10 protein-coding genes are annotated in these 13,214 nt (G+C 43.8%); all 10 read left to right on the plus strand.

What is annotated here, in order from left to right:
* Positions 1–1,632, plus strand: a complete 1,632-nt coding sequence (locus AC1DWN_RS07645) for a GGDEF domain-containing response regulator (protein WP_477558303.1) — start codon at positions 1–3, stop codon at positions 1,630–1,632.
* A 17-nt stretch (positions 1,633–1,649) separates the two neighbouring features.
* On the plus strand, positions 1,650–2,009 hold the full coding sequence (locus AC1DWN_RS07650) for a response regulator transcription factor (protein WP_477558304.1): 360 nt from the start codon (positions 1,650–1,652) through the stop codon (positions 2,007–2,009).
* A 625-nt stretch (positions 2,010–2,634) separates the two neighbouring features.
* Positions 2,635–3,855 carry a GNAT family N-acetyltransferase gene (locus AC1DWN_RS07655; protein WP_477558305.1) on the plus strand — a complete coding sequence of 407 codons (1,221 nt, stop codon included), beginning with the start codon at positions 2,635–2,637 and terminating at the stop codon, positions 3,853–3,855.
* Positions 3,856–3,962: 107 nt separating this feature from the next.
* Complete coding sequence (locus tag AC1DWN_RS07660) at positions 3,963–4,961, plus strand: LacI family DNA-binding transcriptional regulator (RefSeq protein ID WP_477558306.1); 999 nt, start codon at positions 3,963–3,965, stop codon at positions 4,959–4,961.
* Between the two features lie 219 nt (positions 4,962–5,180).
* Positions 5,181–6,836, plus strand: a complete 1,656-nt coding sequence (locus tag AC1DWN_RS07665; protein WP_477558307.1) for a response regulator — start codon at positions 5,181–5,183, stop codon at positions 6,834–6,836.
* The gene (locus tag AC1DWN_RS07670; protein WP_477558308.1) at positions 6,836–8,590 is read left to right on the plus strand and encodes a cache domain-containing sensor histidine kinase; all 1,755 of its coding nucleotides are present in this window, start codon (positions 6,836–6,838) and stop codon (positions 8,588–8,590) included. The genes AC1DWN_RS07665 and AC1DWN_RS07670 overlap by 1 nt, the downstream gene beginning before the upstream one ends.
* Positions 8,584–9,567, plus strand: a complete 984-nt coding sequence (locus AC1DWN_RS07675) for a substrate-binding domain-containing protein (RefSeq protein WP_477558309.1) — start codon at positions 8,584–8,586, stop codon at positions 9,565–9,567. Before AC1DWN_RS07670 ends, AC1DWN_RS07675 begins: the two co-directional genes overlap by 7 nt.
* 112 nt (positions 9,568–9,679) lie before the next feature.
* Positions 9,680–10,690 (plus strand): galactose ABC transporter substrate-binding protein, encoded by a 1,011-nt coding sequence (locus tag AC1DWN_RS07680; protein ID WP_477558310.1) that lies wholly within the window; start codon positions 9,680–9,682, stop codon positions 10,688–10,690.
* Positions 10,691–10,797: 107 nt separating this feature from the next.
* Entirely contained in the window at positions 10,798–12,315 is a 1,518-nt protein-coding gene (locus tag AC1DWN_RS07685; protein WP_477558311.1) for a sugar ABC transporter ATP-binding protein, read from the plus strand.
* A gap of 29 nt (positions 12,316–12,344) precedes the next feature.
* On the plus strand, positions 12,345–13,214 hold an 870-nt coding region (locus tag AC1DWN_RS07690), incomplete at its 3' end, for an ABC transporter permease subunit (protein WP_477558312.1).

Raw genomic sequence — 13,214 nt, forward strand, 5'->3', positions numbered from 1 at the left:
TTGATTACAGAAAAATATAAACATCTTGTCGAGCAGCGGATTCGTACGACGCTTGATGAATGGGCAAGCAGAGCTACGGTAGAGGAGAGAGAAATCTATCGATTTCTTCACAATCTCAAAGGTACCGCAGGAACAATAGGAATGCTGGGAATAGAAAAGGAAGCAGAGCATAAGTTAAATCTATTTTCGGATACGAGTACTCGTCATTTCACGTATTGCGAATGGTACGATCTGATAAAGTCTCTGTTAGCTGATATTCCTGTGAGTTCTACAGTCGTAAACATCTCCCAGAGTGAATCCATTCAACCCGACATGTTATCGGATCACGCAGGGAGTCGAATTTTGGTTATAGATGATGATGTCGAACTAGCTGCTTATTTAAAAGGGATTTTGGAGGAAGAGCGATATCCTGTGAATATTGCATTAACGGCAGAGCGAGGTCTAAAACTCTTCTATGATTGGAAGCCAGATATGATTATTCTGGATGTGCTTCTGCCCGATACGAATGGCATGGAAGTGCTTAAGCAAATTGTGGAGAAATCCCATCAAGAGCATTCACCGATCATTGTCATCAGCAGCGAGGATACGAAGGAGCATCGAATTAATGCCTATCGCTCTGGCGCGATGGATTTTTTCGCAAAGCCTTTAGATCAAGAGTTATTGCTCGCTCTAATCGAAAATCGGTTTCGGATTAAGCAGCAATGGGAGCGGTCTATCATTGTAGACGAGCTGACAGGGGCTTATAACCGTAGACACTTTAACAGGACGATGAAGCAGATGATATCAGACTTCCTGCGAACGAGACAAGTATTCACCATTGTTCTTATGGACTTGGATCACTTCAAACAAGTGAATGATACCTATGGCCATCTTGTGGGTGATGAAGTGCTGATAAGCTTTGCTGAAACGGTCATGGCAGCAAAACGCGATGAGGATATTTTATGCCGCTACGGTGGAGAAGAATTTGTGCTTGTGCTTCCCCATACAAACAAAGAGCAGGCTGTACCCGTTATAGATCATATTCGCGATCGATTCTCCTCGCATATGTTCTCATCCGCAGGCCAACATTATAAAGTTACCTTCACAGCTGGAATAACGGACAGCCATATGGATAACGCACATCCGGAGAAGCTGGTTGAAGAGGCGGATCAAGCGCTCTATCTAGGCAAAGAATCGGGAAGAAATCAGAGTATTATTTATTCCCCACATATGGCTCAAAATCAAAGCGATCAGAAGCTAAATATTTTTGTAGTAGATGATGATCCATTGATTCGGGATATTGTAGTCACGGGGTTAACGCAGTGGCAGCCGATTAGAAATATACAAGTGGCAGTGAGAGGTTTTGAGGACGGTATTACGTTCATCCATTCCGATTGGTACTCTCAGAATGATAAGTATATTATTTTGCTAGACGGAGCTATGCCAACTATGGACGGGGTAGAGGTGTTGTACAGGCTTCGTCATGAATACCCTGAACGAAATATCGTTATCGCCATGCTGACAGCCAGAATTGATCAGAACGATATCATTCACGCGCTTCAGCATGGAGCTGATGATTATATTGTGAAGCCGTTTCAAATGCCTGAGCTGCTGTCCAGAGTCGAGCGTTTAGTGCAAAAAATATATAAATAACGAAAGCCGAGGAAGTTATGAAGAAAATACTAATTGTAGACGATGAAGAAATTCTTCGCATGCTGATTGCGGATACACTGGAAGACTTAGATGTAGAGATAGAGATCGCAGAGGACGGCAAGATCGCGTTAGAGAAGTTGAATCAAGCCGAGTATGATCTGATGCTGCTCGATTATATGATGCCTGAGCTCACTGGGATGGAAGTGCTTGAACGCCTGCCGGAGGAAACGAAAGCGAAGATGCCGATTCTCATGCTGACAGCAAAAGCTCAGGATTCGGATCGTACGAAAGCTATGGAGGCTGGAGTTAGAAGCTTCATCCCTAAGCCGTTCAGCCCATTAGAGCTGTTGAAAGTGGTAGAGGAAATGCTTGGGTAAAGAGACCTTTTGAGGTCTCTTTTTTTGTGACGTATGTAGGCTGATCGACTATTCCTCTATTCGAAGAAGTGAGATCGCCATGAAGGAACATATACAACCGGTGTCTTAAGGCAAGATTGAATTAGTTTCACATTCTGAAACTAGTGAGCGGTATCGTGAAATTAGAGACCCATTAGTTTCAGAATATGCGTTTAAATCACCAGAATGAGGGCGCGGACGAGCTAACTAAGCAATTAAGTTCATTATCTGATACTAAATCGCCGCTTATTCTTCTACAGCACCATTTAGATGTAAAAAATGAAACTACGGGAATCTCGCATCATTGGGAGATTGTGCGGGCTACAGGTTCGTTGTTTGTGTTACATGGCTTAAATACGCACCATTTAGATGCAAAAAATGAAACTAAGGGAATTTCGCATATACGTTAATGGACAGAAGAGCGTTTATTTGTGATCATCCCCGTATTCGGAGATACGTTTGGCAGGAATGACCTAAAAGTATGTTTTTGATAAGGGCGAGTATACTACATAACGTATTCGGTCAATTGTTATTCAGTAAATTGTTATACGATCCTTTTTCATACAAGTATCAGAGTTATAGGGTTATTAAATGGGGGTTTACACCAATGAGTCGCAGAAAATTACATGAAAGAATCAAACTTGGAAATGTCGAGCCAAAGCATGGTGAGCAATTTAACAATTTATTGCGCTATGTATTTCAAGTGACCAATCGTGATTTGCAAACCTTTGGCTGGGAAAACAGAGAGATTGCTATGTCTAAGCTGCCGGTTCTGAAGTATGCTGATGTTCTGGGGTGGTTCGATGAGGAGAAGCTCATCTCTCAGCTTGCCGTCTACCCGTTTCAGGTGAATATTTTCGGCCATATTTATGAAATGGGGGGACTGACAGGTGTTGGAACCTATCCCGAGTATGCTAATTTAGGTTTAATGAACAAGCTCATGCTGTATGCTTTGACTAAAATGCGGGACCGTAAGCAATCGATCTCCTACCTATATCCGTATTCCATCCCTTATTACAGGCGGAAGGGCTGGGAGATCATATCCAATAAAATTTCTTTTGAAGTTCCTGATACCCAGCTGCCAAAGCAAAGAAATGTGCCGGGTAATGTAGAACGAGTAACCATTGAGCATCCAGATATCAAAGCCATTTACGAGCAGTTTGCTTTGCGGCATCATGGGGCGATGCTCCGAAATGAGCTGGCCTGGGAAGAGTATTTGCGTTGGGATCTGGATGATATGACTGTGGCCATCTATTATGACAGCAACGATCTGCCTATGGGGTACTTGCTGTATTGGGTTGCCGAGGAAATATTTTATATAAAAGAGATGGTATACATCATTGAAGAGGCTCGTGCTGGCTTGTGGAATTTTGTAAGTGCCCATTTCTCGATGATTAAGCTAGTCAAAGGAGATATTTACAAGGATGAACCGCTGGCATTCATATTGGATGATGGCGATATTAAAGAAACGATCGCTCCTTATTATATGGCTCGGATTGTGGATATCACTTCATTCATCGAACAATATCCGTTTCAAATGCAGGAGAAGGAATGCCAAATTACATTCACCCTGCACGACCCGATGCTAGAATGGAATCAAGGTACCTTCACATTAACGGTGGACACCACGGGGAAGGGCCGATTGCAAGAGGTTGGTGACAAGCCTGACATAAACATAGATATTTCCACATTAACAACCATGTTAATGGGTTATAAACGTCCAACCTACCTGGCACGAATTGGTCGAATCCAGTCCGAGGTTACATCTATTGAATTACTCGAAAGATTGATTAGACAAGAGCACCCATACTTCTCGGATTACTTTTAAGTTAAGGCCAGTCACATTATAACTCAAACAATACTTTACGTCCTATGTGAATTATTGTTGGAATGTGGTATCTTATTGATAAATGGTATTAACAGGAGCGGTTCGTAATGAAAGTAAGTATTTTTGATGTTGCCAAGAAATCGGGCTTGTCAGTCGTAACGGTATCCAGAGTACTTAATAATTCAACATCCGTACGTAAAAATAATAAAGATAAAGTATTGCAAGCCATGAAAGAGCTGGATTATCGCCCAAATGCCTCCGCTCGAAGTCTTGCAAGTGGGAAAACTGGCATTATTGGACTGACGCTAACTACATTGCATGATACGGTTCTGGACGCCGTAGTCAAAGAGATCAACGACACCTTAGCGGAGCAGGGTTATTTCCTTGCGCTCTCTATTTCACAAGGGGACGATGAATCGTATCATCGATCCATGTTTCAGGAGGATCGGGTAGACGGAGTGATTCTGCTGTCGCCTATTAATTCGGAGATATACGTAATGGAGCTCAAGAGAAGGAAAATTCCGTTTGTCATTCTTGACGACCAACAGCAAAATACTTCAGTTTCCTCCGTATTAGTGAACAACTATAAGGGCGGCTATGATGCGACAAAGCATCTGATTGATCTTGGGCATACCGAAATTGCCCACATTAGTGGACCAGCTCCGTTGTTAAGCAGTCGAGAGCGGGAAAAAGGGTATATGTTTGCGCTCGAAGAAGCAGGATTGAAGCCATTCTGTATTGAGCAGGGTATGTATGATATTCCTTCCGGCTACAATATCGCAAAGCGGTGGGTTGAGTCAGGCAGGTTGCCTACTGCTGTGTTCGCAGCGGATGACTTTATGGCGCTTGGCGTCATGGATGCATTCAAAAATGCAAGAATTCGCATACCCGAAGATGTCTCTGTAATTGGATTTGATGACCAGACTTATGCCCAGGAGTTCCATCCGGCATTGAGTACGATCCGACAACCTTTTGAGAAAATCGGACGGCAGGGCGTTGATATTTTGTTGAAAATGATTAAAGATCCTACTAAAAGAAATGTCACCGTGGAATTTGACCCCACATTAATTGCAAGGGAATCTACTGGGGCGCCGCGTCGTTCTTAATTATATAGTGTAAAACAAGCTTAGAGCCATTAGAATGCTGCCTCGGTAGTCACTTTGAAGGCTCTTTTACTTTTCATTAGAAATGAATAATTAACGGCTAGATAGACAAACCATAATCTAATTAAGCCATCTATTATTTATTATTCGAGATTTATGGCAAAATGGGTAATTGTAATGTGCTGCTATTGAACATGTCATGCATGAAGTAGGGGGAATTATATGTATAAGTTGTTACTCGTCGATGACGAGCCGGAAGTTACGGAAGGACTAATGGTAGAAATAGATTGGGTAGGCTGCGGCTTCACGGAGGTTAGAACGGCTGGAAACGGAAAAGAAGCTATGGAGATCATGGAGAAAATGGAGCCTGACGTGCTCATAACCGATATTAGTATGCCTTTTATGAATGGATTGGATCTCTCGGACTGGACTAGGAAGATGTATCCGATTACCCGTATCGTTATTTTGTCGGGTCACGATGAGTTTGATTACGCTAAGAGAGCGGTTCATTTACAAGTAGAGGAGTATGTTTTGAAGCCGTTCTCGTCTGAGCAGCTCACGGAAACGCTGTTGAATGTAGCGAAGCGAATGGATGAGGAGCGGGAGAAGCGCAGTAATATGGAGCTTCTGGAGGAGCATTATCGGACAAGCTTGCCAATCTTGCGTGAGAAATTTCTCTCTTCCTTGATTACTCGCAAGCATTCGCTAAACGACATTTTTCTAAAAGCAACGAAATACGGCTTGCAGCTTGAGGGTGAGGGCTATGTCGTATCCATTATCGCTGTGAACCATTCGGATAATGGCGGGAAAGAGGAGGCAGCAGGGCTTGCTTCTTATTCACTCGCGTCTTCTCCAGATCTGGATCTGAAGCTGTTTTCCGTAAATAATATAGCGAGTGAAATATGGCAGAGACAGGGGCTCGGTAAAGTATTTATTCATCAAGATCAGGTTGTACTGTTCACCGTTAGTCCGCTGCTGGATAACGAGCTGATTATGGAGCAAACGCAAAACGCGCTTAAGGAAATATTGYAAAGTATTGAGAAGTTTTTGCGTTTCCCGGTTATGATCGGAGTCGGTACGTGTACGCAGGATATCTCCAACCTGAAATATACGTACGAGGCGGCGCTTGATGCGCTTGATTATCGACATATTTTCGGAAACAACATGATCATTTGTATCAATGATATGGAAAACCGCGTTCATGAGAAGCTTATCTTCGATGAATGGAAGGAGCAGAGTCTAGTCCGCACGATCAAGCTAGGTACRGAAAAGGAGCTTGAGGAGGTGCTGAATGGTATCTTCGACGAGATTACTCGCGTTCAAGCGCCCGTACATGAATACCATCATTATTTGCTCGAAATGGTAACGATGATTATCAAATTGACCAAGCTGCATGACAAGGAGACCGAAGATGTTTTTACAGGAGGTTGGGATATCTTGAAGCAATATCAGAAGCTGAACAGCCTGCAGGAAACGAAAGCATGGTTCAGCGAATTATGCTTCAAGGTGCGCGGCCTTATCGCAAGCAGCAGGCAGCATACGTATAAACAAATTGTGGAGGATGCCATTAGCTATACGAAGAGTCATTATCAGGAAAGTGATTTATCTATTTCAAGCCTTTGCGCGCAATTACATATTAGTGCAGGCTATTTCAGCGGTTTGTTCAAAAAAGAGCTCAAAATGACGTTCGGAGGCTATTTGCTGCAGCTTCGGATGGAAACAGCCAAGGAGCTGCTGCGGACAACGGAGCTTAAGGCGTTCGAAATCGCAGAAAAGGTCGGCTTCGCGGATCCTAACTATTTTAGCCTTTGCTTTAAAAAATACGCGGGATTGTCTGCTAAAGAATACCGGCAAGGCTTGTCTCAGCAGGAGAAGTGATGAAGCGCAGAAGCATTCAATTTATTTTAACCGTGTYGTTCACGCTGTTTTCTGTTTTCATTATTTCGGTAGTCGGTATTGTATTGTATGGTCGATTCTCAACAACCGCTAAGGAAAACGTATTTCGCAACTCACAGCAAATCGTCGATCAGGCTAGTTTTAATCTCGAAAATTACGTGCAAATTACTTCTGATCTGTTCAACATGATGCATCATGCAATCGGGCAAAGTGATGAGGTGAAGTCTGATTTGATGAGTCGTCAGCTAGAGACGATGATGTCCACGCGTACCGATGCGGTGACACTTGCTTTGTTTGACGATAAGGGACAGCTTCTGTTTGACCTGCCAAATGTTGAATTGAAGGAAACGCTGCGAGTTGCGGAGGAAAGTTGGTTTCGAAAAGCACAGAGTACATCAGGTCATTTATCCATCTCACTTCCCCATGTACAAAATTTGTATAAGCAGCAGTTYCGATGGGTCGTAACGTTTAGTAAAAGCATCACAATTCAGCATAATGGTAAGGCAGTGCAAGGCGTTCTGATGATGGATGTTAACTTCAACCGGATTGACGAGCTGTCTGAGCGAATCAGTCTTGGACAAAAAGGCTACGTGTATATTCTGGACGAATCCGCGGGAAATATTGTGTTTCATCCACAACTTGAACTCATCTACGCCAACTTGAAGGAARAAAACGTGGAGCTTGCACTCAAGCATACTTATGGCAGTTTTATTGATCAATCTGATGGAGAAGAGAAAATGATTAGCGTTCAAACCATCGGCAATGTCGGTTGGAAGGTAGTTGGCGTATCGTATATGGACGAGGTCATGATGACAAGCTCAGAGTTCAATCGTTCCATGTCTCAGTTAATCATTGCTCTGGTAATCATTGTTTTCTTATTGTCCAGCTTAGTCTCTCGGCGAATTTCGAGGCCGATAAAGCACTTGGAGTTGTCCATGAAAAGTGTGGAACGCGGTGATTTTGATTTGACTGCCAGTGGTGAGGGACCTCTTGAGATTAAAAACCTTGCAGATCGGTATAACATCATGATCGGTACCATTAAGCAGCTGATGAACCGCATTGTTACGGAGCAGGAGAGCAGACGAAAGTATGAGCTGGAAGCATTGCAGGCGCAAATAAATCCCCATTTTTTGTACAACACGTTAAATACGGTCGTGCGAATGGTTGGCAAGAACAAAAATGAAGAGGTTATTAAAACGATTACCTCGCTCTCCAAGCTGTTCCGTATCAGCATAGGCAAAGGGAAAAGCCTCATTATGCTTTCAGAAGAAATAGAGCATGCAAGAAACTATTTGATCATTCAGCAAATGCGCTTCAAAAACAAATTTGAATTTTCATTTGATGTCCAGGAAGAGGCGCTTTCTTATGTAACACTTAAGCTTATCATCCAGCCGTTAATTGAGAATGCGCTGGAGCATGGTATCGAACCCTCTGTCGATAAAGGGCATATTACGATTTCTGTCAGGCTTAATGGCAGTGAGATAGTCATTCAGGTTATTGATAATGGCCTTGGCATGTCGGAGGAGCAGCTTAACAGAATTCGGACGGGAACAGTTCTGAGCTCAAAAGGGACAGGAGTAGGTGTTACGAACGTCCAGGAAAGAATTCGACTTTATTTTGGGGCAGCGTATGGACTTCGTTTTGAAAGCGAACAAGAAGTTGGCACGACCGTAACTATTATTTTCCCGGCTCTTATGCCGGAGCAAATAGAAGGAGAGGAGCGGCCTTCATGTTGAAGAAAAAAGGAAACATCATTCACTGGCTGCTCCTCTTTGTCGCTGCCTTCTTGCTATACTCTGCGCTGTATTCCAGTGTCGAAGAACCGGAGCAGAAAAATGCAGGAAAGACCATTCAGCTTATTCTTCGCACAAGCAAGGGAGACTACTGGCAGAACGTGTCGAAGGGTGCACAGACAGCGGTCAAGGAATTCGGAGTTGATCTATATCTCTCAGAGCCAGCAGATGAAGGAGATGTTGAAGGTCAACTGAGAATGGCGATGCAATCCTTAGAGATGCATCCCGACGCGATTGTGCTTGGTGCAAGTGCCGATGCGGCATTTGAGCCCTTTCTGAAGGAAGCCAAAAAGCGGCGTATTCCCGTAATCGCAATTGATAGTAAGCTAACGTCCGGCGAAACCGCATCTTATATTGGTGTTGATAATTATTTGGCCGGGAAAGAGGTACTTCGTGAAATAGCTGACCAGCTGGGAGGGAAAGGCGATATAGCCATTCTTGGATACACCAAAGGAGGTATTAACGGTGGACTGCGAGAGCAGGGAATTCGAGATGCCATCGCGGAATACCAGGACGTCCGTCTCATAGAAAGCCTTCGCTGCTCGGACGAATATGGCGCATGTCAGCAAAAGGTTAGCGACTTATTGGACAAGGGAGGGATTGACGGTATTGTGTCGCTTAATTCGGAAACGTCAATTGGAGCAGCACTTGAGCTTAAACGCAGGCAAGCTGGCAATAAGATTAAGCTGGTCGGCTTCGATAGCTCGCCTGAGCTGTTAGAATTGCTTCAGGAAAATCAGCTCCAGACGTTGATTGTACAAAATCCGTTTAGTATGGGATATCTCAGTATCAAGCAAGCAATCGAAGCAGCGAATGGTCATAAGGTCCCTCCACAGGTGGAAATGAGTATGGAGCGCATTACGGAACAAAATATGTTTTGGTTAAAAAATCAAAAGCTATTGTTTCCTGTCGTCCAATAATCATAAATAAATGAGAATATTAATAAAAGTGATGAGGATATTATATGTGAATCAATAACTAATTACGACATAATGAGGTTATAAATAATTAACTCATTAGGGGGATTACATCATGAAAAAATGGACGGCAGGGCTTATTATTGGAGCATTAGCAGTTACGGCTGCAGGCTGTGGAAGCTCGAACGGAGAAGGAAGCACAAGCAGCTTGCCCAAGACAGGCGTCGCGATATATAAATTTGATGATACTTTCATGAGTGGTGTACGGAGCTCGATCAAAACAGCTGCAGAAGGGAAATTGGCAGTAGACATCGTAGATAGCCAAAACTCACAGCCAACGCAAAATGATAAAGTTGATTTGTTTATTACAAAAAAAGTGAAGGCGATGTCCGTTAATCCTGTTGACCGTACGGCTGCAGGAACTATTATAGACAAAGCACAAAAGGCAAATATTCCTGTTGTATTCATTAATCGCGAGCCGCTTGCAGATGACTTGGCGAAGTGGGACAAAGCGTTTTTTGTAGGCGCTAAGGCTGAAGAATCCGGTACAATGGAAGGCGAAATTATTGCGGAATACTGGAAGGCTCATCCGGAAGCCGATAAGAACGGTGACGGCGTACTGCAATACGTAATGCTGAAAGGCGAACCAGGTCACCAAGATGCTGAGCTTCGCACAAAATACTCGATTCTTGCCATTGAAGAAGCTGGCATTAAGGTTGAGAAGGTTGCAGAAGATACAGCTATGTGGGATCGCGTAAAAGGCCAAGAGAAAATGGCGGCGTTTCTTTCTTCCAAAGGTGACAAAATCGAAGCGGTTCTAGCAAACAACGATGATATGGCACTTGGTGCAATTGAAGCATTGAAAGCTGCGGGCTACTTCAAAAATGATAAATTTATGCCAGTTGTTGGCGTAGACGCAACGGATGCTGCTCAGCAAGCACTAAAAGAGGGCACTATGCTTGGTACGGTTCTGAACGATGCGAAAAACCAAGGTAAAGCAACGGTTGAGCTCATGCGTGTTCTTGCAGCAGGTGAAACGCCGACGAAAGAAAACACGGGCTTTGAAATTACGGACGGCAAATATGTTTGGATTCCGTATCAAAAAGTAACGCAAGAAAGCAAATAGTACGAGAAGAGAGATTGAACAATAAAAACAGGGATTGACGGCAAATGCGTTGCCCCTGTTTTTTTTCGCCCAATTACTTGGTGGGATGGAGAATAGGAGGCTATACGATGGAAAAGCAGCATCCTTATATGCTTGAAATGAATGGGATTACGAAGACGTTTCCGGGTGTTAAAGCGCTGGACAATGTCACGCTTAAAGTGCGTCCTGGTACGGTTCATGCTCTAATGGGCGAGAATGGCGCAGGCAAATCTACATTGATGAAATGCTTATTTGGGATTTACAATCCGGATGACGGAGAGATTTTTCTAGAGCAACAGAAAGTTGTCATTCAGAACTCGAAGGATGCATTGAATTATGGCGTATCCATGATTCATCAGGAGCTTCATCCGGTACCGCAGCGCAGTGTGATGGAAAACATTTGGCTTGGCAGATTTCCACTGAAGGGCATAGCGCCTTTTCGATTTATTGATCATAAAAAAATGTATCGTGACACGATAGCGTTATTCGAAGATTTAAATATGACGATTGACCCGAACCAGCTTGTTGGTRAATTGTCAGTCTCCAAAATTCAATCGCTCGAAATTGCCAAAGCGGTATCTTTCAATTCGAAAATTATCGTGATGGATGAGCCGACTTCATCGCTTACCGGCAATGAGGTGGAGCATCTATTCGCTATTATTAATAAGCTTCGGGAACGGGGCGTCTCCATCATTTATATTTCACATAAAATGGAAGAAATTTTGCGGATATCAGATGATGTTACCATTATGCGCGACGGTAAATATATCGGTACATGGGCATCTTCGGAGCTCACTATTGATACGATCATTACCCGCATGGTCGGTCGCGATTTATCTGACCGCTTTCCAGAGCGGACGAACATTCCAGGTGATGTCATGCTGCGGGTGGAAGGTCTAACTTCACCGCACTCGCATTCCTTCAAAGACGTAACGTTTGAGCTGCGCAAGGGAGAAATACTTGGAGTAGGCGGACTAGTAGGCGCACAGCGTACGGAGTTGATTGAAGCGCTGTTCGGATTACGAGCGGTGAAATCAGGAGCTATTTACAAAGACGGAAAGCCTATCACTATTAAATCACCAATTGATGCTAAGAAATATAAAATAGCGCTTCTAACGGAAGAGAGACGCGTGACTGGTATTTTCCCAGTATTGTCTGTGACAGAAAATACGGCCATCGCAAACCTGGGTATGTACCAGAATCGTTTTGGATTCCTAAATGAGTCGAAAATGAAAAAAGAAGCAGCTAAAGGCGTCGAGAAATTCAAGACGAAAACGCCGTCTGTCGATCAGCTTATTCGGAACTTATCGGGCGGTAATCAGCAAAAGGTGCTGCTCGCTCGTTGGCTGCTTACCAATCCTGATATATTACTGCTGGACGAGCCTACGCGTGGTATTGATATCGGCGCTAAATACGAGATTTACAACATTATTATTGAGCTTGCGAAGCAAGGAAAAAGCATCATTATGATTTCGTCGGAAATGCCGGAGCTGATTGGTATGTCGGATCGCATAATGGTTATGTCGGAAGGACGCTCAACTGGAATTTTGGACAGCAAAGAAGCGACCGAACAAAGTATTATGCGACTTGCAGCACAGACAGGCTAATGATGAGGATTTAAGGAGGTTTATGACAGATGGATACAGCTAAAGGCTTGAGAATAAAAAATGTATTTTCACAGAACGCAATTTGGATTGTACTTATCGCATTGATTTTAGGAATTGCAGTTATCGATGCCAACTTTTTGTCTATTACTACGCTTAGAGATATGATGGTGCAGTCCTCGACGAGGCTTATCATTGCACTTGGCGCCGCTTTTGTACTCATTACTGCCGGAACAGACTTGTCGGCTGGACGAGTAGTTGGCTTGACTGCAGTCGTATCTGCATCATTGCTGCAAATGCCCGATTATGGAAGCAAGTTTTTCCCGAACATGCCAGAACTTTGGCTGGCAGTCCCGATCGTAATTGCTATTGTAGTTGGTTTGCTTGTCGGACTGCTGAACGGTGTGATCGTAGCGAAGTTTAACGTGCCGCCGTTTATTGCAACACTTGGCACGATGGTCGCGGTTTATGGTGCGAATTCACTGTATTTCGACATGGAGCCGAATAATTCACAGCCAATCGGCGGCTTGCGTAAGGATTTTACAGAGCTAGGCTCAGGAGCTATCGGCGGTGGCCAATTCTCCATTCCGTATATCGTTCTTATCGCTATTYTCGTAGCTTTCATGGTCTGGGTTGTATTCAATAAGACTCGTCTAGGTAAAAATATGTATGCGATTGGCGGCAACATTCAGGCTGCTAATGTATCCGGTATTAATGTAGCACGTAACTTGATGTGGATTTATGCTATCGCGGGTGCTTTGTACGGACTTGCGGGTGTGCTGGAAGCAGCGCGCACAGGGGGAGCGTCAAACAACTACGGTAATATGTATGAGCTGGATGCCATTGCGGCTTGTGTGGTCGGCGGCGTTTCAACGACCGGGGGCGTAGGTAGAGTGAAGGGA

The organism is Paenibacillus sp. P4_A7, assembly GCF_056402455.1.

What these genes read in the sequence shown, in the direction of transcription:
- AC1DWN_RS07660 (WP_477558306.1), top strand. Translation starts at nt 3,963, where the DNA reads ATGAAAGTAAGTATTTTTGATGTTGCCAAGAAATCGGGCTTGTCAGTC.
- AC1DWN_RS07680 (WP_477558310.1), top strand. Translation starts at nt 9,680, where the DNA reads ATGAAAAAATGGACGGCAGGGCTTATTATTGGAGCATTAGCAGTTACG.
- AC1DWN_RS07655 (WP_477558305.1), top strand. Translation starts at nt 2,635, where the DNA reads ATGAGTCGCAGAAAATTACATGAAAGAATCAAACTTGGAAATGTCGAG.
- AC1DWN_RS07675 (WP_477558309.1), top strand. Translation starts at nt 8,584, where the DNA reads ATGTTGAAGAAAAAAGGAAACATCATTCACTGGCTGCTCCTCTTTGTC.
- AC1DWN_RS07650 (WP_477558304.1), top strand. Translation starts at nt 1,650, where the DNA reads ATGAAGAAAATACTAATTGTAGACGATGAAGAAATTCTTCGCATGCTG.